This window comes from Peribacillus simplex (genome assembly GCF_030123325.1).
Lineage (GTDB): Bacteria > Bacillota > Bacilli > Bacillales > DSM-1321 > Peribacillus > Peribacillus simplex_D.
The window spans coordinates 1,931,813-1,954,040 of sequence record NZ_CP126106.1 but is presented as its reverse complement, the minus strand read 5'-3'; the positions used below and the strand labels follow the sequence as shown (position 1 = coordinate 1,954,040).

General features: G+C 39.0%; 19 protein-coding genes and 1 pseudogene. 3 read left to right on the top strand and 17 right to left on the bottom strand.

Annotated features, from left to right (window positions below):
* Positions 1-108: 108 nt before the first annotated feature.
* The 7 genes from QNH43_RS09405 to QNH43_RS09375 all read right to left on the bottom strand — a co-directional run bounded on the left by QNH43_RS09405 (position 109) and on the right by QNH43_RS09375 (position 7,761).
* Positions 109-1,659, bottom strand: a complete 1,551-nt coding sequence (locus tag QNH43_RS09405; RefSeq protein ID WP_283917600.1) for an acyl-CoA carboxylase subunit beta — start codon at positions 1,657-1,659, stop codon at positions 109-111.
* 38 nt (positions 1,660-1,697) lie between these two features.
* Positions 1,698-2,189: an acetyl-CoA carboxylase biotin carboxyl carrier protein gene (accB, locus tag QNH43_RS09400; RefSeq protein ID WP_283917599.1), complete on the bottom strand. Its 492-nt coding sequence runs from the start codon at positions 2,187-2,189 to the stop codon at positions 1,698-1,700.
* A gap of 206 nt (positions 2,190-2,395) precedes the next feature.
* On the bottom strand, positions 2,396-3,751 hold the full coding sequence (gene accC, locus QNH43_RS09395) for an acetyl-CoA carboxylase biotin carboxylase subunit (protein ID WP_283917598.1): 1,356 nt from the start codon (positions 3,749-3,751) through the stop codon (positions 2,396-2,398).
* 268 nt (positions 3,752-4,019) lie between these two features.
* Entirely contained in the window at positions 4,020-5,162 is a 1,143-nt protein-coding gene (locus QNH43_RS09390) for an acyl-CoA dehydrogenase (protein ID WP_283917597.1), read from the bottom strand.
* Positions 5,163-5,300: 138 nt separating this feature from the next.
* Entirely contained in the window at positions 5,301-6,083 is a 783-nt protein-coding gene (locus QNH43_RS09385) for an SDR family NAD(P)-dependent oxidoreductase (protein ID WP_283917596.1), read from the bottom strand.
* Between the two features lie 225 nt (positions 6,084-6,308).
* A complete protein-coding gene (locus QNH43_RS09380; protein WP_283917595.1) occupies positions 6,309-6,785 on the bottom strand; it encodes a 2,4'-dihydroxyacetophenone dioxygenase family protein in 477 nt (158 codons plus the stop codon).
* A gap of 187 nt (positions 6,786-6,972) precedes the next feature.
* Positions 6,973-7,761 carry an SDR family NAD(P)-dependent oxidoreductase gene (locus QNH43_RS09375; RefSeq protein WP_283917594.1) on the bottom strand — a complete coding sequence of 263 codons (789 nt, stop codon included), beginning with the start codon at positions 7,759-7,761 and terminating at the stop codon, positions 6,973-6,975.
* Between the two features lie 141 nt (positions 7,762-7,902).
* On the opposite strand from QNH43_RS09375, the gene QNH43_RS09370 reads away from it, so the two are divergent.
* Positions 7,903-8,808, top strand: a complete 906-nt coding sequence (locus QNH43_RS09370; protein WP_283917593.1) for a LysR family transcriptional regulator — start codon at positions 7,903-7,905, stop codon at positions 8,806-8,808.
* Positions 8,809-8,911: 103 nt separating this feature from the next.
* Here the strand turns inward: QNH43_RS09370 and QNH43_RS09365 are convergent.
* The 4 genes and pseudogenes from QNH43_RS09365 to QNH43_RS09350 all read right to left on the bottom strand — a co-directional run.
* Positions 8,912-9,123 (bottom strand): annotated as a pseudogene (locus QNH43_RS09365) (succinyl-CoA--3-ketoacid-CoA transferase); the annotation flags it as partial.
* 85 nt (positions 9,124-9,208) lie between these two features.
* Entirely contained in the window at positions 9,209-9,364 is a 156-nt protein-coding gene (locus QNH43_RS09360; RefSeq protein WP_283917592.1) for a hypothetical protein, read from the bottom strand.
* A gap of 36 nt (positions 9,365-9,400) precedes the next feature.
* Entirely contained in the window at positions 9,401-10,690 is a 1,290-nt protein-coding gene (locus QNH43_RS09355) for an MFS transporter (RefSeq protein WP_283917591.1), read from the bottom strand.
* A 116-nt stretch (positions 10,691-10,806) separates the two neighbouring features.
* Positions 10,807-11,862: a TauD/TfdA family dioxygenase gene (locus QNH43_RS09350; protein ID WP_283917590.1), complete on the bottom strand. Its 1,056-nt coding sequence runs from the start codon at positions 11,860-11,862 to the stop codon at positions 10,807-10,809.
* A gap of 476 nt (positions 11,863-12,338) precedes the next feature.
* Here QNH43_RS09350 and QNH43_RS09345 point away from each other — a divergent pair, with 476 nt between their 5' ends.
* Positions 12,339-13,112: an SDR family NAD(P)-dependent oxidoreductase gene (locus QNH43_RS09345; RefSeq protein ID WP_283917589.1), complete on the top strand. Its 774-nt coding sequence runs from the start codon at positions 12,339-12,341 to the stop codon at positions 13,110-13,112.
* A gap of 127 nt (positions 13,113-13,239) precedes the next feature.
* Here the strand turns inward: QNH43_RS09345 and QNH43_RS09340 are convergent, their stop codons facing one another.
* The 6 genes from QNH43_RS09340 to QNH43_RS09315 form a co-directional block, all read right to left on the bottom strand.
* Positions 13,240-14,187, bottom strand: coding sequence for an alpha/beta hydrolase (locus tag QNH43_RS09340; RefSeq protein ID WP_283917588.1), 948 nt, complete (start codon positions 14,185-14,187; stop codon positions 13,240-13,242).
* Between the two features lie 178 nt (positions 14,188-14,365).
* A complete protein-coding gene (locus QNH43_RS09335; protein WP_283917587.1) occupies positions 14,366-15,364 on the bottom strand; it encodes a TauD/TfdA family dioxygenase in 999 nt (332 codons plus the stop codon).
* Between the two features lie 171 nt (positions 15,365-15,535).
* A complete protein-coding gene (locus tag QNH43_RS09330; RefSeq protein WP_283917586.1) occupies positions 15,536-16,828 on the bottom strand; it encodes an MFS transporter in 1,293 nt (430 codons plus the stop codon).
* Between the two features lie 93 nt (positions 16,829-16,921).
* Entirely contained in the window at positions 16,922-17,977 is a 1,056-nt protein-coding gene (locus QNH43_RS09325) for a TauD/TfdA family dioxygenase (RefSeq protein ID WP_283917585.1), read from the bottom strand.
* 33 nt (positions 17,978-18,010) lie between these two features.
* Positions 18,011-19,525, bottom strand: coding sequence for a long-chain-fatty-acid--CoA ligase (locus tag QNH43_RS09320; RefSeq protein ID WP_283917584.1), 1,515 nt, complete (start codon positions 19,523-19,525; stop codon positions 18,011-18,013).
* A gap of 494 nt (positions 19,526-20,019) precedes the next feature.
* Positions 20,020-20,916, bottom strand: a complete 897-nt coding sequence (locus QNH43_RS09315) for a LysR family transcriptional regulator (protein ID WP_283917583.1) — start codon at positions 20,914-20,916, stop codon at positions 20,020-20,022.
* Positions 20,917-21,035: 119 nt separating this feature from the next.
* Between QNH43_RS09315 and QNH43_RS09310 the strand changes: the two genes are divergently transcribed.
* The gene (locus QNH43_RS09310) at positions 21,036-22,076 is read left to right on the top strand and encodes a YeiH family protein (RefSeq protein WP_434060165.1); all 1,041 of its coding nucleotides are present in this window, start codon (positions 21,036-21,038) and stop codon (positions 22,074-22,076) included.
* The last annotated feature ends 152 nt before the right edge of the window (positions 22,077-22,228 follow it).

The following is a 22,228-nucleotide window of genomic DNA, read 5'->3' as shown; positions in this document are numbered from 1 at the left end:
CGCTCTCTCCCTTCTATATCATTTTACGGTAGGCGTTTTTTCTTTTGTCGTCTTCACACGTTTTTCTTCTATTAATATAGGTAGTTCAAAAACCATTAAAGAAAAGGTTTATAAAGGGATATTTCCATGCCTTTTCTTAGGTAATGCTTTCTTCTTGTTTTTTAGCATTTCCAATGCACTAGCGATACTTTTTCTTGTATCCCTCGGGTCAATTACATCATCAACAATGCCATTAGCTGATGCGACGTAAGGATTGGCAAACCGTTCGCGATATTCGTTGATTTTTTCTTGCCTAAAGGCCTCCGGATCTGTACTTTCATTAATCTCTTTTGCAAAAATGATATTGGCCGCCCCGGCTGGTCCCATAACCGCAATTTCTGCGTTAGGCCAAGCAAATACTAAATCTGCCCCGGTTGCTTTACTGTTTAGGGCAACGTAAGCCCCACCATATGCTTTTCGAAGAATCACTGTAATTTTGGGAACCAAAGCTTCCGAATAGGCATATAAAATTTTCGCTCCATGCCGGATAATCCCGCCATGCTCTTGTTGAATTCCTGGGATAAAGCCACTCACGTCTTCAAATGTAATTAATGGAATCTTAAAGCAGTCACAGAATCGGATGAAGCGAGCACATTTGTCAGATGAATCAATATCAAGACCACCAGCCATCATCTTCGGATTATTTGCGATTATACCGACTGTATCGCCGTTTATACGGCCAAAGCCAACGACAATATTTTTAGCGAATTTCGGCTGAACTTCCATGAAATCTTGATCATCGACAATTAAATGAATCACCTTACGCACGTCATAAACCTTCGTTCCATCAATCGGGACAACATCAAGAAGTTCATCGATTCTTTCATCTAACGGAATTTTATTTACCGGCTCTTTGTAGGGTGGCTTTTCTTCATAGTTTGATGGCAAGTAGCCAATTAATCTCCTGACTTCGTTTAAAACGTCTTCTTCTGTTGGTCCGGTAAAATGGGCATTTCCACTTATTGTGGAATGAACGGACGCACCACCTAAATCCTCACTGTTAATCTTTGCCCCCGTTACCGACTCAATTACCTTTGGGCCTGTAATAAACATTTGACTTGTTTTTTCTACCATGAAAACGAAATCTGTAATCGCAGGGGAATAAACAGCCCCCCCGGCACAAGGTCCCATTATCACTGAAATTTGTGGAATTACGCCTGAATAAATGGAGTTTCGATAGAAAATGTGTCCATATCCGTCTAGTGATAAAACACCTTCTTGAATTCGTGCTCCACCTGAGTCATTTAATCCGATTATAGGTGCTCCATTTTCTGCTGCTAAATCCATGATTTTGGTAATCTTCGTCGCATGCATTTCGCCTAGGGCTCCGCCGAAAACAGTAAAATCTTGAGCAAAAAGGAAAATAAGGCACCCACCAACCTTACCGTACCCTGTAACAACCCCTTCTCCCGGAGCCTCCCCGGATCCATACTCAAGGCCGCGATTTTCTATGAATGGGTTTATTTCAACGAATGTCCCTTCATCCACTAATATTTCGATACGCTCTCTTGCAGTTAGCTTCCCACGATCATGCTGGGCATCAATCCGTGCATAACCGCCCCCCAGCTTCACTTTTTCCCGTCGCTCTTCCATGGTCTCGATTTTATCGAACATATCCATGCTGTGAGTCCTCTCCTATCCGTGTTAAATTTTATTGCTTATGCTGTTTTTACGAGGAACAAGGGCTGGCCGTATTCAACAAGCTGACCATTTTTTACAAAGATTTCAACAATTTCACCACTAACTTCCGCTTCAAGCTCATTCATAAGCTTCATGGCTTCAACAATACAAAGCACCGTGTCTTCTTTTATTTGATCTCCCACTTTTACATAGGCATCAGAATCAGGTGATGGAGCCCCATAAAATGTACCCACCATTGGGGAAGTAATTTTATGAACCGATGTGTCCTCAGTATCTGTCGCTGGTGCTTGTATTTCTTCCTGCTTTTGAACGGGGGCGGCTTCCACTTTCACAGGTGCGGCAGCAATAGTCGCTGGGACTTGTGTTTCTTCGATAAGCGCTACTTGTCCGACATTCATTTGTTTACTAATTGTTATTTGCTGATCATTTTCACCTTTAATCGTTAATTCTCCAATTGTAGAACGGTCCACTGCTCGAATTAATTCTTTAATGTCATTCATTTTAAACATGAGGAAACACTCCTTCTATAATTTAATTTCTGTTATTTTTTCTTTACTCATTTCAGATTTCTTAGGAACTATGAAATCTCCCCCATAGGTTCAGTCCCGATTATCCGGTCATTCTCATCACCAATTACAAAAAATTGTTTTTCCACCATTACCTCTTCTCTTTACTAAATAATCCAGTGCCACTGCATACTTCAAATCATCACAAGTTACTTAGTGGAAACCGTTAAATCATTCATCTCTAAAAATTTCGTGTTAAAATTACCAGCTTTAAAATCCGGATGTTCTAATAAGCGAAGGTGGAAAGCGATTGTAGTATCAATTCCTTCAATGACGAACTCGCTTAAGGCTCGCTTCATTCTTGCAATTGCTTCTTCACGATTTTTTCCATGTACGATTAATTTGGCAATCATCGAATCATAAAATGGTGAGATCGTATATTCTGGATAAACTGCGCTATCGACTCGGATTCCAAATCCACCTGGAGGTAGGTATAATCCAATTTTCCCAGGGGATGGCATAAATTTTTTATCAGGATTTTCTGCATTAATCCGGCATTCGATCGCCCAACCATTGATATGAATATCTTCTTGTTTGACAGATAGCCTATGACCTGAGGCAACAAGTAATTGTTCTTTGATTAAGTCTACTCCTGTTATAAGTTCTGTAACTGGGTGTTCAACTTGAATACGTGTGTTCATTTCCATAAAGTAAAAATTTTTATGTTTATCTAGTAAAAATTCAATCGTGCCTGCCCCTGAATATTGTACGGCCTTCGCTGCTTTCAATGCCGCCTCTCCCATTTTCGTTCTTAGTTCTTCATCAAGTGCAGGGGATGGCGCTTCTTCAATTAGCTTTTGATGGCGTCTCTGGATTGAGCAATCACGTTCCCCTAAGTGCACGACATTGCCAAAGGAATCACCCATAATTTGGATTTCGATGTGTCGAGGCTCTTCAATGTACTTTTCTAAATAAACACCTGCATTACCAAAAGCTGTAGCTGCTTCTTGCTGCGCCATTGAAATCGCATTTTTTAACTCTTCCTCGCATTCAGCAACCCGCATCCCTTTTCCACCACCACCAGCAGTGGCTTTAACAATAACGGGATACCCGATACTTCTTGCTGTGACCACAGCGTCGTCAATATCATCAATAATTCCATCCGTACCTGGAACAATTGGTACACCCGCAGCTTCCATCGTTTCTCTGGCTACCGCTTTCGCCCCCATCTTACTGATTGCCTCAGGTGATGGTCCAATAAAAATGATATCGTTCTCAATACACATATTGGCAAATTCTGCACTTTCCGCTAAAAATCCGTAGCCAGGATGGATAGCATCTGCATAAGATAGTTGAGCCACAATTAATAGATTTTTCATATTCAAGTAGCTCTTAGATGATAGGTGTGGTCCAATGCAATAGGCTTCATCTGCTAGACGTACATGCAGAGCTTCACGATCTGCTTCAGAATATACAGCGACCGTAGATATCCCCATTTCCTTACAAGCCCTAATCACACGGACAGCAATTTCTCCTCGATTAGCAATAAGAACCTTTTTAAACATATACATTTCCTTTCCAAAATTTATTTTTGTCTATCACTCACTTCATTTAGAGCAGATTTTTATTAAGAAGAGATGCACTCATGAATCAGGAGTAAAACATGTTCTATCCCGATATTTTTTAAGAATTTACTAGAACTTTTTTAATTTCTTTCGTCAGAAGCGGATCACCTCAAACAAATCCCCACAATCCCTTATCCGCTACTTGAAAGATAGGGGCTTCGGGATCTTAATAGATTACATTCCTGTTTTCGTTAATTTTGAGTTTTTTCTATGCTTTAAGCAGATTTCCGGCAATAACAAGACGCTGAATCTCTTGCGTCCCTTCATAGATTTGGGTGATTTTAGCATCTCTCATATAACGTTCTACCGGGTATTCCCTTGTGTATCCATATCCGCCGAATACTTGAACGGCCTCCACCGCTACTTCCATGGCGGTGTCTCCAGCAAATAGTTTGGACATTGCAGATTGAAGTCCGTAAGGAATTCCTTGATCCTCACGCCATGCCGCCTGATACGTCAATAAACGGGCAGCTTCGATTTTTGTGGCCATATCGGCTAATTTGAATTGAATAGCTTGAAGTGAGCTAATCGGTTTGCCAAATTGGACGCGATCCTTTGCAAATGCTACAGCATTATCAAATGCTCCTTGAGCGATTCCAACAGCTTGGGAAGCGATTCCGTTCCGACCGCCGTCAAGAGTCATCATGGCAATCTGGAACCCTTCCCCCACTTGGCCCAAGAGATTGTCCTTTGGAACGCGGCAGTCCCCAAAAATGACCTCAGTCGTGGCGGAAGAGCGAATGCCCAGCTTTTTTTCCTTCTTTCCTACAGAGAAACCTGGAAAGCCCTTTTCCACAATAAACGCCGAAATGCCTTTATGCTTTAGTGCCGAGTTGGTCTGTGCGAAAACGATATAAGTGTCGGCATAGCCTCCGTTGGTGATAAAAACCTTCGATCCGTTCAAGACCCATTCATCTCCTTCTAGAACGGCTGTTGTTCGCATTCCACTGGCATCAGATCCAGATCCAGATTCCGTCAAGCAATACGCACCCATGTTTTTTCCTTCCGCCATGGCCCGCAAATATTTTTGCTTTTGATGTTCCGTTCCAAACTTGTAAACCGGCCATCCGGCTAACGATGTATGTGCGGAAAGCGTGGTCCCAATTGAAGCGTCCACCCGTGACAATTCCTCCACCGCAATCACATAACTCAAGTAATCGGCACCTGCACCTCCGTACTCTTCTGGCCAAGGAATGCCGCATAAACCAAGTTCCGCCATCTTTTGCCAAATCTTGATATCAAAGTATTCCTCTTCATCACGTTGAGCAGCAGTAGGTTCACATTCGTTGAGAGCAAACTCTCGCACCATTTTTTGCATCATTTGATGTTCCTTAGATAATAAAAAATTCATCATTAGTCCCCTTTTTTGATTTTGTTATTCCTAACAAGATATCCTCTGAAAAACTATGTAAGCTATTTCCATCTTAAATCTATAAAGATAATACTTTTAAAAACTCCAACCCTTTCAAGGACAGGACTATAATGCTATTTACACTTTTTGTTCGATAAGCTTTCGGGTATAGATGGTTACCCATTTCCTCGGCAGCAATCCCACAGATTTAGCCATGAGTTTATTTTTAAAGCCTGGAATGATAACAGTTTTATTTTTCATTAACCCTTCAAATCCGCACTTGGCAACAGCTTCCGGTTCAATTAAGTTCTTAATGAAAATTTTTGTTCTTGTTGAAGCCAACCCTTGCGTGAGCGGCGTTTTGGTAGAAGGGGGACATAATACAGAAGCTTGAACTCCGGTTCCTTTAAGTTCTTCCGCAATTGCTTCCGTAAAGAATAAGACGTAAGATTTGCTGGCCCCATACATCGACATCCGTGGAGTTGGCTGAAAAGCTGCTGTTGAAGCCACGTTTAAAATTTTACCTTGCTTTCGTTTCACCATGTCATCCGCAATAAGTCTAGTTAAATACGTGAGCGAGATCATGTTGAGCTGTAGGTATTCCATTTCTTTTTGAATATCCAATTCCGTCATCAACCCTAATCCGCCAGCTCCAGCATTATTAATCAAAATATTGATTTCGATTCCCTCACTTTTCAAGTATCGATGCAAGCTCTCTACCGTTGTATGGTTACTCAAATCGCCGGCAAAAGTATTCACTTGCACGCCATATTCCTTTTTTAGACTCTCGGCTTGTTGTTCCAACAACGCCGAATCTCTGGCAACTAATACCAAGTTATAACAATGCTCTGCAAATACTTTTGTGAATTCATATCCGATCCCTTTTGTAGCACCAGTAATCAAAACCGTCTCTACTGTCATTTAACATTATTCCTCCCAACATTATTATTTGTTAAATTTGAATATTGGAAATTGTAAAAATATTATTATATTAATGATTATACTTATAAGTTTTAATAAAATAAAATTAAAAAAAATAATGTATAAATTATTATTACTAATATTAGAAAATGAAAAAGCTCAGAAAAAAGAGAAGCCTCTTCGTCATGTGGACGCCGACTTCTCCTTTTTTTATAAATTTAAGTATCAAAATTTAGTCACATCAATAGGTTCAATTCCTTCAGCCGCGCAATGTTCATAGTATCTTTTCAGGAATGTTTCCCAATTGTCTCTGGCAAGAATTTCTCCTTCTTCACCCAAATAGTCTAATGTTCCTTCTACAATATTGAAGGTGATAACATCTTCATCCCCTACCGCTATCGGCGTATGTTTGGAGCCTGCAGGCTCATAAACCATGTCACCAGGTTTGGAGATCCAAGGCTCCTCGAGATATCTCCAAGACCCTTGGACGGTATATACAATGACTGTTCCAGGATGGAAATGGGCCGGAAGCTGCATTTTCGCAGGAACACTTAATAAAGTAACCGTCTGTCCTGTCACAGGGTTGGCTTTAAGCAATTTAAATTTAGAATCCCCAAAATATGGAATCCAAGGCAATTCATCTACACTAACATTCCCTGCATGAAATACTTCTACTTCTTTTACATCTTTTAAATTACTCACTTAAAATCCCCTCTTCCAATAATATTTAATAAATCCGCATATTGTTATCGCTTTCATCAGTAAGCAAAATAACTAGTTTGAATTTATTAATTTCAGTATATTTGTAATTATCAGTTAAGTAAAATTGGTATTTTTTAATTGCAATTAAGTATGATTAATTTACGTAATCACGTTATTTGAATGAAATTTACTTAGCCCCAAGTCCACCATCAAGCGTCAAAATATGTCCAGTACAATAATCAGATGCAGCTGAAGCAAGGTAAAGGAGTGCACCTACCACATCATTGTCACTGCCTAATCTTCTAACTGGAACTTGTGAGGCAATGAAAGGGCCTGCTTTGTGTACAAGTGTTCCCGGTATTTCTGGGTTATTCATTCCTGTAGTGAAAACTCCAGGGGCAATGGAATTTACGTACACTCCATGTCGGCCCCACTTAACAGCAAGATCCTTCGTTAAAGTCATTACTGCACCCTTACTAGTTGTATATCCGACAGAATCTACAGCTTCCGGGTCAACACCTTTAAAGCCGATACTAGAAGAAATATTAATGATTTTACCGTATTCGTTATCAATCATATGTTTTCCAACTTCCTGACACATTAAGAATGTTCCTGTCACATTCGTATCCAGCATAGCTTGCCATTGTTCTAAAGGCATATCCGTAGCAGGAGACTCAAAAACTGTTCCGCTGCTATTCACTAAAATTTCGATTTCCCCAAAATGAGAAACCGCTTTCTCCACACCTCGAACGACAGATTCCCGATCTGTGACATCCACCGATAGAACGAGTGCCTGTCTTCCTAACGCCTCGATTTCTTTTACAACTGCTTCGCAAACCTCTAAACGCCGTGAACATACTACAACGTTTGCTCCGGCTTCTGCCAACGCCAATGCCATTACACGCCCTAACCCGCTGCCTCCTCCGGTAACGATTGCTGTCTTACCATTTAAATCAAACAATTGGTTTATTGACATTCTAGTTCTCCTCCTATTTTTAGAATATTCAAAGATTTTTAAATATTATTGATATTGATTATACTAATAAATTATAATTAAATAAAATTAAAGATTTTAATATGGTAAGTAAGTATTACTAATGTAAAAAGGAGAATGGTCATGAATATTGAACAATTAATATATATCGTAGAAGTCGCAAAATACAGTTCCCTGTCCATCGCAGCACAGAATCTCCATGTGACTCAATCCAACATCAGCCAGTCCATAACCAACTTGGAAAAGGAGCTGGGGATAAAAGTTCTTAAGCGGTCACGGGGACATGGCGCTGTCCCAACCGATGAAGGAAGAATCATTTTGAAACTCGCCTATGAAGTACAAAAAAAACTTGAGGAAATAAAAGTGACTGCTAACTTATTGAATTCCACGGAAGTGGGGGAACTAAAAATATCGTCATTACCCGGATTGATGACGTTCCTGGTAAAAGCGATTGCATCGTTTAGACATGATTATCCACACGTGAATTTGGAGGTTTCCGATAAAAGTGGATCTGCTGTAATTGAAGATGTTCGACAGCATAAGACTGACATTGGACTTATTACGTATTCAAGTGATTTGAACATAAACATGGAAGGAATAGCTTTTGAAGCATTAATCGAAGGAAAGCAGAAAGTATATGTTTCTAAGCATTCTCCCTTAGCCATTCTTGGCACTATAACTCCCCAAGATATTCTTGATCAAACTCTCGTTACATATAAGGGTGAATTCATGCAGTATTTTGTACAAGATTTCTTTCATAAATATAAGCCCTTGAAAATCCTATTTACTTCAAATAATATGGATGGAGTTCTCCAAGCGATCAATGAAAACTTGGCAATTACATTTGCTCCTGATTTCGTAATGAAAAACTATCCCCTTATCATTAATGGCGATATCGTTCCAATTGATTTGGTCTATCATCCGACTGTAAATATTTCTTTAGGGTTAGTTCGATCAGAGAATAAACATTTGTCCACTTTTGCCAACAAATATATTCATTATTTAAAATCAGAAATAATGAAGAATTAAAAAAGAAAAAAAGAGAAGGTTCTTCGTTCCAAGGTGGGCGAAAAAGCTTCTCTTTTTAAATATCTATATCTCTCCCCTTACAGGAATGAGCAGTGTTATCCCTTTACCTTGTAATAGATGTCTTTTGGCGATCCCCATTACCACATGTCAAATTGGCGCTGATCGTAAAAGAAGCCTCCGTCTTTTCTATACTTCATCAAGTGAAACACCTTCTTGAGTTTCCGCGAGAATCAATCCCTCTGGAGTAAAATCAAATACAGCCAAGTCAGTAATCAGCCGATTTATAACCTTTTGACCTGTCAAAGGAAGGGAACAGCATTATTAACTTAATTATTAGAATCTTTTAAAGTATAAATTACACTCATAAGTATTAATTAATTAAAATTAAACTTTAATTTACTTAATCCTCCACTTCAATATGATCATCAGCGTAAGTCTCGGATATCTTATCCTGACAACTCCAGCACTTACTGCGATTTTGCTCCATAATAGCTAATTCTTCATGACACAATACACAACAGTCCATCTCAGAAACGGCCTTTTCATTTTTACACATAGTTTATTTCCCTCCTTGTTTCACCTATAATGATTTTTATACAATAACTTGTTCCTCAGGTTTTACCGTTGTCTGACTTCGGTTCGCGGGACGGACAATGCTCCAAAACAATAATCCGATTACGAACATGACCAAAGAAGTTACTTGGAAGCCATAACCATATCCAATTGCCTCAGTTGCTGCATACTGGATAAAATACCCGAATATGAGCGGAGCAATGATGCTTGCTGAACTTGATAGAGCAACATAGGCCCCTTGAGCCTTTCCAATGTTTTTGGGAGAAAAGAATTCCATTAATATGGCGGGTGCGAGTGAAAGAATAACAACCGCAAGACCCGGAGCAAGGATGAAGAATAGAATGGAGATAGCACTAGAATTAAAGGCATTTGCAAGAAATAAACAAATAGCGGATAGCACCATCGTAATCCCTGCAACATTTATTCGTGCTTTACGAATATCTCCTGTTTTGCGATAAAGCCTATCCGATAACAAGGCAAATACAATTTGGCAAATGGCAGCAAAAAGAAAAGGTAAAGACACTGCAAGTTTTAACATTTTCCCATCAAAATGTTGAATTTCGGTAAAATATGCAGGAAACCATATCGCTTGAACGGACAATAACCAATAGGCACAACCTGCACACAAAACGGTAAAAATAAAATTTTTAGATAAAAGATACGGAAGAAACTGACGCCAAGAAACATTAGAAGAAATTACTGAGTGCTCATCTTCTTGATCAAAAGCATACGAACCGATTTCTTTTGGGCTTTCTTTACCAAGAATCAACCATAAAACTAGCACCATTAGTCCAACAATCCCCATTGCTATAAAAGCAGATCTCCACCCATATCCATTGATCAAGGAGATTAATAATGGCGAAGCAATCGCGGGCCCGATTGTTGCACCAAAGAGGACAGCGCCAAAGCCTATACCATGTCTATGTTTAGGGAACCATTTTCCTATTATTGAAGTTGATATAGCAACGGCAGGACCTTCTCCTGCTCCCAAGACCATTCTTGTCATTACTAGCAAAGACAGACTGGAAACAAAAGGTGTGGTAAATTGAACAATCAACCATACAAACGAGATCCAAGTAAACATTTTTTTCGTATTTCTTGAATCGGCCATTCCCCCTAGAATGAAAGAGGAAAAGGTAAAGAACCAAAAGAACGAACTTCCGACAATTCCCCATTGTGAAGGACTTAAATGTAACTCTTCCATTAGAGGAACAGAAACCAAACCAATGATAATTTTATCAACCTGGTTGATCATGCCGGAAGCTACAAGAATTAATAATATGATCCAAGAATATTTAGGTGTTTTCAAATTAATAATCGCCCCTTCTATTCCGTTAACATGAATCAATTGGTGCTTTAATAGTTTTTAAATGTAAAACCTTCCATTCTTAACCTCGTCTGAACTCTTTATATTTATAAAACACATTACCTCTTTTTTTCTGCAATACCCCCAGCTGTTTTTTCACGTTCCGGAATACCGCCGCGACCCGCTTTCCCTGTTTTCTCATCAATGAACATCGCGAAGTTTGGCGCTATTTCTCTCCCATTTGGCATCGTGAGCCACAATCTTAATAAATGACGTTTGCGCTCGGGTTCTTCATAGTCTTCATATACAGTACGTGAATGAAGAACAGTATAATTATTAACAAATTGCATATCACCCGGTTCCATCATCATATCAAAATGCATTTTTTCATCATGTAGGAGGGAATCCATTAAGTCATATGCTTCAGTTTCAACTTTTGACAAATATCTACCTGTTTTCGCTTGTGCCGATTCGACATATCCGCGGTTATATCTGCAGCTTAATTTACCTTCGTAATAACTAAATACTGGTGATGAATAAACAGGCGATTCACCAGGTGTTTCCTCACCACGACGATCCAAGAAATATGGAAGATAGAGAATTCCAAGATACTCTGGGTACCTATCCAGAATTTCATTGTAAACCGCTATGGAACTTACGATACTACTGTAACCGCCAGATTTAGCTTTTCGAAGACTTAATAATCCGACTACGTCAGATCCATCTGGGTGAAAGGGAAGATGAGCATTCGTTTGGTAACCACGTACATTTGAATCATTAATGTCGAGACCTTGGTCAACAACATGTCCTAATAGATCACCTTTTGCATTTTGCGTTACCGGGATGCCCAGGTGGACTCCGAGACCCCAGTAAATGATGCTTGCTTCTTCATCGGTATACTTTTCAATTGGTAAGCCACGAATAAATAGAAATCCTCTCCCATTTTCCAGCTCGTCTATAAAGTAGGCTATTTCGTCAGAAAGATCCGGAATTGGAAAGTCCTCCTTGTTAAAATCAGGTGCCTTTAACCCTTTTTGTTTCACATAGAATAAAGCGCTTTCAAGAACTGCGATCGTTTTCTCTGACAAATAATAAATCCATGAATCATCTTTAGCTAAATCAATACCTTGCCAAGCTACTGGTCCTTGAATTTTTCCCTTTAAAATAGACGGCACCGAGAATCCTCCTTCGTTTTCTATTTCAATTTTAACTATAGTACCTAATGAAAAAGTCTGGGCTGTTATCCTACTTAAAAGCGACTTCCACTATCTTCAAACCCTTATACAAACAATTATTCCTTAATAAATGATGTTCCTTGTTCCCCCCTCTCTTTTCATGGAAGCGCTTTAAATAGCTTCTGACTGTAATAAATGTTATTCCGTTAATTATATTCATAATTTTCAGTTAAATAAAATTAAAATTTTTAATTTGCAAATTAACTCTACTAATAAATGGAAAATATAACTCCGTTGTACATGCAATTTTACAACAAATATCATTATATTAATAAAACTTAAGTGCAATTTAATATCTTTAATTTTATATAATTAACATTTATAGATAAAATCAAAGATAGAAATGATTAAATATTCCAATAAATCACTTTCAATCAGAATCTAATACAAGTTAATTCGAAACAGGAGGTTGAACAATGGAATTGAAATTATCTGGAAAAAAAGCACTTATCGTTGGAGGAAGCAGGGGGATTGGCAAAGCCATTGCCCGTCAGTTGGCTTTGGAAGGTGTGGATTGTACGATTTGTTCAAGAAACGAACCTTCACTAAGGAATGCAGCAGACGAGTTGTCCAAAGAAACCAACGGAAATATTTATCCAATCGTGGCAGATACTAATGATCCTGACTCCATCCTGAATTTAGTTGAAAAATCAGCAGCAGAAATGGGAAGCATTGATATTTTAATCAACAGTGGAGCCCGTGTCGGGGGCCATGAACCAGAGGACTTTAACAGCATTAAAGATGAACTTATCTTGAAAGATTTTGAAGAAAAGTATATGGGCTATTTTCGTTGTGTCCGGGCTGTTGCTCCTTATATGATCCAAAATAATTGGGGACGTATTATCAATATTAGTGGTCTGGCAGCTAGAATTGGCGGCAATTATTTTAGTTCCGGTCCTCGTAATGCATCTGTTGTCCATATGACAAAATCCGCATCAATAGAATTAGGAAAGCACGGAATTACTGTCAATGCTGTTTATCCAGGGATTGTCGATACGGAAACATTTAGAGACCGTGTCACTAATGAGGAAACTATACACCAGGCAGCATCAATGAATGCCCTCGGCCGCTTGATTACACCAGAGGAAATTGCTTATGTCGTTACCTTCCTAGCCTCACCTTTGGCGGCATCGATAACTGGAGATGTCATTTCGGTAACCGGTGGAATCGGAAATACCGTTTATTACTAAATGCCTAGGGTTGCTTTTGTTACTGTTTCAATGATTATCAATAATCTCCATTTAAAAATTAAATAGGTTATTTTAAAAAGCGAGCCTCACTAAAATCTGAGGCTCGCTTCATTTAGAACATTTACTTTCAATCTATCCCTATTGTATATTTTAAAGAACTCAAGAACTTCTCGATCTTAGAAACAGTCAATTCTATGTTCTTTGAGAAAATGGCCATTTGTGCAAAAAAACCGTGGACCATCCCCGGTTCACATTCATATTCAACTTGAACGCCAAAATCTTTCAGTCGTTCAGCATAGGCCATTCCTTCATCCCGAAGTACATCATTTTCCGCTGTAATAACAAGTGCCGGCGGGAGACCACTTAAATCTTGAGCCACCAAGGGGGAAGCATACTCATTACACCTGTCCTCATTATTCCTTAAATAATGATTTCGGAACCAAATCAACTGCTCGCGATCAAGACCAAATCCTTTTGCAAAGGTTCGATGGGATTCCGTATTGAACTCAAGATTTGTCGCAGGATAGATTAAGACCTGTGCATTGATGTTTGGACCTTTTTTGTTTCTCGCCATCATCGTAACTACAGTCGCAAGATTTCCACCCACGCTATCCCCTCCAACGGCCAATCGAGAAACTTCTCCGTTAAATGAAGTCCCTTTTTCAAAAACCCATTGCAATGCAGAATAGGCGTCTTCTACTGGAGTCGGAAACTTATATTCTGGAGAAAGACGATAGTTTACGGATACAACAATACTACCCGTTCGATTCGCTATCATTCGGCAGCTTGCATCCGTTGATTCAATGTCTCCTAGAACCCATCCACCACCATGGTAGTAAATAAATAGAGGGAAAGGACCTTGCCCTTCCGGTATATATACCCTACATTTGATTGTTTCATCCTGGCTTACCGGAATCATGAAATCTTCAACTTTTGAAAGCGGTTCCAATTTTACAGCAGGACGCGGTGCTTTAGAAAGCATCTCTCTTACTGACTTATGATCCATAGTATGAATAGGTGGCAGATGATTATATGCTTGTAAATATTTTTCTGCTTGCGGATCTAAATTTGCCAAAAAACATCATCCTCACTTCAGGTTATTTTTAAATTACCCAGTCTATATGTGAAGCCATTAGTCCTGTCACGAAACTCTCACTTCAAAATAAAAACATAAAATGGTGATTTTATTCATCATTTTCGTTGAATAAAATCACCATACAAGAAATATTGGTGATTTTCTTTACCACCGGTTTTTATCTAATTACAGGTGCTCCTCCTATATAAAACTCGAAGCCTGGAGCAATTTTTCGGCCATTTGGCATCATGAGCCACAATCTTAATAAATGACGTTTGCGGTCATCTTCTTCATAATCTACAAATAGTGTACGTGAATGAAAAACGGTATAATTATTAACGAATTGCATATCACCCGGTTCCATCATCATATCAATATGAAAGTTTTTATCAGAAGTAAGGGAATCTATAAAATTAAATGCTTCGATTTCCTCTTTAGACAAAGAGATACCTGTTTTCGTTTGTGCTGATTCGACATATTGACGCATATATCTGCAGCTTAATTTACCATCATAATAGCTAAAGATTGGTGATGGAACTACTGGAGATTGGCCTGGTGCTTCTTCCCCACGAAGATCATGGGCGAATGGACGATAGAGAATTTCAAGGTACTCTGGGTGATTATCCAGGATTTCATTATAGATAGACATCGCACTAGCGATGCTGCTTAAACCGCCAGATTTCGCTTTACGAAGGCATAGTAAGCCGACAACATCAGCGAGATCTGTGTGATAGTCAAGTCTTACATTCGTTTGGTAACCTCTTACTGTTGTATTATCATTAAAGTCTTTACCCATGTTTTTGATATGCCCTAAGAGTTCACCCTTTTTTCCTTGGATGATCGGTAGGCCCAAGTGAAGTCCAAGACCCCAGTAAATAGTACTAGCTTCATCGTCAGTATATTGATCCATTGGTAATCCACGAATCAATAGAAAGCCTCTCCCATTCTCCAGCTCGTCAACAAAATACGCAATTTCATCAGCGAGATCAGGAATTGGGAAATCCTCCTTGTTAAAATTTGGCGCCTTTAACCCTTTTTGTTGAACATGTAATACAGCCTTGTCAAGAGCTGCAAGGGTTTTCTCTGACAAATAATAAATCCATGAATCATCTTTTGCTAGTTCGATACCTTTCCACGCTGAACGCCCTTGAATTTTTTCCTTTAAAATAACTGACATACATAGTCCTCCTTTATATTTGTTAAATCACTATAATTGACTGAATATTTCGAATTTATTATTCATGGTGCACTTATTATTATTAATTAAATGAAATTATCTTTTGTAACTTATAATTAAGTTAGATTAATGTAATCTTACTAAGAATCTTTCAATCTACGTTTATATCCCTTAAATACTCACTTGCTCATCTGTTTCAATTATTGTGTGGCTTTCCTTTGCGGGACGTACACCGATCCAAAACAATAATCCGATAATGAGCATCCCTAAAGAAGAGGCTTTAAATGCGTATCCGTATCCGATAGCCTCAGTCGCTGCATTTTGAATAAGATAGCCAAATGCGAGTGGCGCAATAATACTTGTAGAACTTGCAAGTGCAATGAACGTCCCTTGTGCCTTTCCAATATTCTTGGGAGAAAAAAACTCCATCAATATTGCGGGTGCGAGTGAAAGAATGACATACGCAAATCCCGGGGCAAGGGTGAAGAACAATATGGACATCTCCGTGGAATTCGCGGCATTTGCTAAGTATAAGCATAGAGCGGATAACATCATCGTTATACCGGCAAGATTTATTCGCGCTTTACGAATATCTCTTGTTTTACGATAGAGCCTATCTGATAGAATGGCAAATCCTAATTGGAAAAAGGCTGCAAAAAGAAAAGGTAAAGACACGGCTAATTTTAGTGTTTGACCATTAAAATGTTGAATATTGGTGAAATAGGCTGGAAGCCATACCGCTTGTACGGACAATAACCAATAGGCACACCCCCCGCACAAAACGATTAGAATAAAATTTTTAGATAATAGATGCGGAAGAAACTGACTCCAAGAAACTCTAGAGAGGCTCGATGATTGCTGCTCCTTTTGCTGTATCGACGGCCAGCCGATTTCCTGAGGACTTTCTTTACCGAAAATCATCCATAAAACCAGCACGATCAGTCCCAGAATACCCATCGCTATAAATGCAGATCTCCATCCATAATGATCAATCAAGGAGATTAATAATGGTGAAGCGATCGCAGATCCCCCTGTCGTTCCTAATAGAACCGCACCAAAGCCGATGCCGTGCCTATGTTTCGGGAACCACTTTCCCATGATTGCCGTGGATAGTGCGGGTGCAGGGCCTTCACCAGCTCCCAAAATCATTCTGGTTAACAAAAGCATGGACAAACTGCTAACGAAAGGGGTGAGAAATTGGACTATCAACCAAATCAACGACATCCAAGTTAACATTTTTTTCGTGTTTTTCGAATCGGCCATGCCGCCAAGAATAATAGAGGAGAAGGTAAAGAACCAAAAGAAAGAACTTCCTACGACTCCCCATTGCGAAGGACTTAAATGTAACTCTTTCATTAAAGGAACGGAAACCAAACCAATGATTATTTTATCCACTTGGTTGATCATCCCGCTAAGAACTAGAAATAATAAGATAATCCAAGAATATTTTGGAGTGCTTGTCATGTAAATCCCCCACGTTTTCCTATATAAGGAACACCTTTTTCTGACCTCTGAAAAGGTGTTCCCACTCGTTCTCACTAAACGTTTTATAAAAAATCACTTCAGGGTTTCTACAATACCGCCAGATGTTGTTTTACGTTGCGGTACGCCGCCGCGACCTGGTTTACCCGTATTTTCATCAATAAACATCGCGAATTCCGGGGAAATTTCCCGGCCATTTGGCATCGTTAACCACAATCTTAAAAGATGCCGTTTGCGTTCCGGCTCTTCATAGTCTTCGTATTGAGTACGTGAGTGAAGAATCGTATAATTATTGACGAACTGCATATCACCTGGCTCCAACATCATGTTATAGTGTAAATTCTCATCATGAAGGAGTGAATCCAGTAAGTCTAATGCTTCAATTTCCACTTTTGACAATTGGATGCCTGTTTTTGCTTGGGCTGATTCGATAAATAAACGGACATATCTACAGCTCAGTTTTCCTTGATAATAATTAAAGATTGATGATGAAAATACTGGAGGTTCTCCCGGCGCTTCCTCCCCACGACGATCAAAGTAAAATGGACGACAGAGAACTCCTAGATATTCCGGGTTCTTCTCCAGAATTTCATTGTAAACAGTCATCGAACTGATGATACTGCTGTGACCTCCAGATTTCCCTTTTCGCAGGCTTAATAATCCAACAACATCAGATCCATCAGCATGAAACGGAAGATGCAGTTTCGTTTGGTAACCACGCACATTAGAATTTTCTAAGCTAAAACCTTGATCTTTGACGTGCCCTAAGAGGTCACCATTTGCGTTTTGCGAAACCGGAATGCCCATGTGAAGTCCGAGACCCCAGTAAATGATGCTGACTTCTTCATCTGTATACCTTTCAATGGGTAATCCACGAATTAATAGAAACCCTCTCCCATTCTCCAGCTCTTCAACAAAGTAAACGATTTCATCATAAATATCAGGAATCGGAAAATCCTCTTTGTTAAAATCAGGTGCTTTTAAACCCTTTTGTTTAACTTGAACTAAAGCGTTCTCAAGCGAGGCAATCGTTTTTTCAGACAAATGATAAACCCATGAATCATCTTTAGCCAGGTCAGTGCCTTTCCACGCTACTTGCCCTTTAACTTTTTCCTTTAAAATGGTTGACATAGTTAATCCCCCTTTAATAAGTTGGTTCATTTCTTACTTCACTTCAGTCAATTCTCTTAACTCTCTGCGCAAAATTTTCCCTGTTGAGTTCTTAGGCAGCTCTTTAAAGAATTCCACTCGTTTAGGAAGCTTGTATTTCACCAGCTTATCCTGACAGAATTGAATAATGTCATTCATGGTGATCTGCTCATCCTCGACTGCCACAAAAGCTTTCACACTTTCTCCGTATTCCCGATCTGGGACTCCGATTACGGCCGCCTCTACCACAGCAGGATGTTGATACAGGACTTCCTCCACTTCACGAGGATATACATTGTAACCTCCAACAATAATAATGTCCTTCTTGCGGTCAACAATATAGATGTATCCTTCTTCATCCATTGTTGCGAGATCACCAGTGTAAAACCACCCGTCATTAAAAGCAGCTGAAGTAGCTTCCGGCATCCCCAAATAGCCTTTCATTACATTGGGCCCTTGAACAACTAATTCCCCAACTTCTCCTCTCGGCAATTCTTTTCCGAACTCATCTACAACTTTGCTTTGGACAGCTGGAATATTCAAGCCGATAGAACCTGGTTTGCGAGTCCCTTTTAAAGGATTAATAGCGACGAGAGGAGCAGTTTCCGAAAGCCCATATCCTTCCAAGATAGAAACATTAAACTTGTTTTCAAATTTATGCAGCAGCTCTGCCGGAATCGAGGCACCTCCGGAGATACACATGCGGATAGATTGGCAATCCTCCGCAATCGCTTCAGGCAATTGGTTGATAAAACTGTACATCGTAGGTACTCCAGCAAACACGGTTGCTTTTTTTTCTCGGATGGTGCTGACCACGTCATGAGGGCTGAATTTAGGCTGAATCAGGACTGTTGCCCCACAAGCAATTGGTGCATTCAGACAAACTGTCATACAGAATACATGGAACATTGGCAGAACAGCTACGATACGATCATTAACATCGAGTTCCAGTAATTTTGAAATGGAATCCGCATTTGAACCCAGGTTCCGATGCGTTAACATTGCACCCTTTGGTTTCCCGGTTGTTCCTGATGTGTATAGAATGACTGCAAGGTCTTCCTCATCAATGTAAGGGCTTTCGTAAACATTAATGCTTGTTTCCATGAGATGCTCCCATGTCGATTCCTGATCATTGGCTTCGGTATAGATCACAAGCTTCAGATTTTCCAATTGCTTTTTTACTTCTGATAACTTCGGTTCTACAGATACATGAGCAATGACCGCTTTGGCTTGACTATTGTCTAAAAAGTAGTTGATTTCCCCTTGGGTATACAAAGGATTAATCGGAACAACGAATGCACCAAGCCGTAAAATGCCGTAGAACGCAATGAGAAATTCAGGGCTATTCCCTAAAATAAGAGCCACTCCATCTCCCTTCCTAATTCCTTGTACAAACAGACCAGCAGCCAATCGATCCACCTTCTGATTTAGTTCTTGATAAGTAGCACTTTTATCTCTAAAGATATAAGCGATACTTTCTGGGAAATTACTTGCGCTTCTTTTTAGATTTTCGTTTAAGTTATAGCCCATTAAATGAATTCCACCCCTTTTCTCACATAGGAGGCTTTGAATACCTACTATTTTGAATTTTTTAAATATTATTACATTTTAAGTATACTCATAAATTATAATTAAATAAAATTAAAGATTTTAATTTGTATGTAAGTATTAATAATATCAAGAAGGAAATTCAAGATTACACGAGGGCTACTTTATGATCTCTGCATCAACTTCTAAATAAAAGGCTGTTTTCGCATACTTTGTTGCTATTTACCAAGTAAAGCGGTGTGGTTGATTTCCCCTCCAGATGCTCGCTTTCCGCGGGGCGGGCGGTGAGCCTCCTCGGCGTAAACGCCTGTGGGGTCTCACCTGTCCCGCTGCTCCCGCAGGAGTCTCGCACTTACGCTCCAATCAACCTTAAATAGTTTCGTTTTAAAAACAACAATCTTTACGAAAAGAGCCAAATAAAAAGACAAAGCCCCAGTAAAGAGCTTTGTCTTTTTTTATTAATTTATAAAATAGGGCTATTGCAATAATTGGTTCTTTAGATATTTTTCTATTAACTCAATAAATAAGTTCATAGATTTCGTATGCAATTCCACAGATTCTGTAATAACTGAAAAATTTCTTTTTATCGGTGTCCCTTTGACATTTAATACTTGAATGGTACCAAGCATTCTTTCTTTTTTAACAGTAAGTTCAGATAAGTAACTAATGCCAAGCCCGGCTTCAACTGCTTCTTTTATAAGTTGTGTACTGCCGAACTCCATTAACTTGGAAGGACGGATTTGTAAAGATTGAAATAATGTTTCTGTTGCCTCTCTTGTACCAGAACCTTCTTCACGGACAATCCAATTCTCTTGTTCTACCTGTCTTAGTGTAACTTCCTTATTGAAATAAATTGGATATTTACCCCCTGCCACGATATACATTTGGTCGGTGGAAACGGATTTTATATATATATTTCTAAGAGAAATTTCCCCCTCTACAATTCCTACATCGATCTCATGACTTGTGACTGCTTTGGCAATATCCCTTGTGTTGCCAATCTGTACCGAAGGGAAGATATTAGGAAATAGGTTTTTCATTCTTGCAAGTATATGTGGTAATACATACTCTCCAAAGGTATAGCTGGCACCAATTTTTAATGGTCCTGTTGGCTCGTTATTTAATTCATTCACTAACATTGACATTCGTTTATACAAACCTGTTATTTCTTTAGCATGTAAATAGACTATTTCCCCTGCTTTAGTTAGCTGGACAGATTTGTTTGTTCGCAGAAGCAGCTTCGAACCTATATATTTTTCCAATTGTTGAATTTGCTGGCTGACTGCCGGCTGAGTCATATGAAGCTCTTCCGCTGCCCTGGAAAAGTTTCTTTTATCAGCTACAGATATAAATACAGATAATAGTTGATCCATATGTTCCCCTTCTAACTATCGTATTTACTTATTATAACTATAATAATCATTTATTTTCCTTATTGTAAATCATTAGTTACGATAAATTACAAATAATCCAAATAAGGGGTTGAAAAACATTGGAACAAAAAGCGTTAATAACTCCCAGTCCAAATGAGCAGAAAAAAGCGGCAAAAAAGCTAAATGTTTCTTTGATTTCTGGAATTGGTTTTACATTGATCATAGCCGTGTTAGGTTTTATTTTGGCAGCGTTGCCAGGTCTAAATCATATTGGACCTCTTGCGTGTGCCATTTTACTAGCTGTGGTTTATAGACAGGTCTTTGGATATCCGGAAAAATTACGTACTGGTATTCAATTTTCATCAAAAAAACTATTGAGATTTGCCATCATACTTTATGGATTAAAGCTTAACATGATTGTGATATTTCATCAGGGTTTCCCTCTATTGCTAAGAGGGACAATAACGATCATTTTTTCAATTGTTATTCTTATGATCATTGCAAAATGGCTGAAGGCAGATTTTAATCTCTCTTTATTATTAAGTGTCGGCACAGGCATTTGTGGTGCGGCTGCCATCGCGGCCGTATCGCCAATAATAAAAGCAAAAGATGAAGATACGGCTATGGGAGTAGGCATCATCGCATTAGTCGGCACAGTGTTTTCAATAATCTATACGTTAATATATCCTTTTTTATCTATTGGTCCTATGAACTACGGAAATTGGGTTGGAATCAGCCTACACGAGATAGGCCATGTTGCTTTAGCTGCTGCCCCGGCAGGCCAGGATGCTCTTGCTCACGCATTACTTGCCAAACTTACACGAGTTTTCCTATTAATTCCGGTTTGCTTTATCCTCATGCTTTGGATGAAAAAGAAAGGAAAAAAAGAAGGGGAGGCAAGATTCGAGTTTCCATGGTTTTTAATTGGCTTTATCATTATGAGTTTTGTGGGAAGCTATATCATTGGTAATAAGGTAATGGTATCACAAAAAGTGTTGTCTGATATTGCAGACTTCACATCATTTATGTTAACAATGTCAATGACCGGATTAGGATTAAATATTAGCTTGAAAGAATTACGTACCAAAGCAATACGGCCACTTATTGCCATTATTATTACATCATTACTTTTATCATCACTAACGTATATTAGTCTTTAACAAAGAGTAAAAAGGTGGATTTTTACCCACTGCAATACATATATGACGTCATGAATATGTTCTAACCGAATATTTTTTCAACTCATTATAGATGCATGGATCAAAGCAAAAACGTATTTTTCTTGTTGAAATTCTGAATAATTCCTGTAGGG

Bases quoted from the DNA above. Each gene is read 5' to 3' on its own strand.
- QNH43_RS09360 (WP_283917592.1), bottom strand. From the start codon at position 9,364: ATGTGTAAAAATGAAAAGGCCGTTTCTGAGATGGACTGTTGTGTATTG.
- QNH43_RS09375 (WP_283917594.1), bottom strand. From the start codon at position 7,761: ATGTCAATAAACCAATTGTTTGATTTAAATGGTAAGACAGCAATCGTT.
- QNH43_RS09320 (WP_283917584.1), bottom strand. From the start codon at position 19,525: ATGGGCTATAACTTAAACGAAAATCTAAAAAGAAGCGCAAGTAATTTC.
- QNH43_RS09405 (WP_283917600.1), bottom strand. From the start codon at position 1,659: ATGGATATGTTCGATAAAATCGAGACCATGGAAGAGCGACGGGAAAAA.
- QNH43_RS09345 (WP_283917589.1), top strand. From the start codon at position 12,339: ATGGAATTGAAATTATCTGGAAAAAAAGCACTTATCGTTGGAGGAAGC.
- QNH43_RS09330 (WP_283917586.1), bottom strand. From the start codon at position 16,828: ATGACAAGCACTCCAAAATATTCTTGGATTATCTTATTATTTCTAGTT.
- QNH43_RS09370 (WP_283917593.1), top strand. From the start codon at position 7,903: ATGAATATTGAACAATTAATATATATCGTAGAAGTCGCAAAATACAGT.
- accB (WP_283917599.1), bottom strand. From the start codon at position 2,189: ATGTTTAAAATGAATGACATTAAAGAATTAATTCGAGCAGTGGACCGT.
- QNH43_RS09390 (WP_283917597.1), bottom strand. From the start codon at position 5,162: ATGAATTTTTTATTATCTAAGGAACATCAAATGATGCAAAAAATGGTG.
- QNH43_RS09335 (WP_283917587.1), bottom strand. From the start codon at position 15,364: ATGTCAGTTATTTTAAAGGAAAAAATTCAAGGGCGTTCAGCGTGGAAA.
- QNH43_RS09315 (WP_283917583.1), bottom strand. From the start codon at position 20,916: ATGGATCAACTATTATCTGTATTTATATCTGTAGCTGATAAAAGAAAC.
- QNH43_RS09325 (WP_283917585.1), bottom strand. From the start codon at position 17,977: ATGTCAACCATTTTAAAGGAAAAAGTTAAAGGGCAAGTAGCGTGGAAA.
- accC (WP_283917598.1), bottom strand. From the start codon at position 3,751: ATGTTTAAAAAGGTTCTTATTGCTAATCGAGGAGAAATTGCTGTCCGT.
- QNH43_RS09385 (WP_283917596.1), bottom strand. From the start codon at position 6,083: ATGACAGTAGAGACGGTTTTGATTACTGGTGCTACAAAAGGGATCGGA.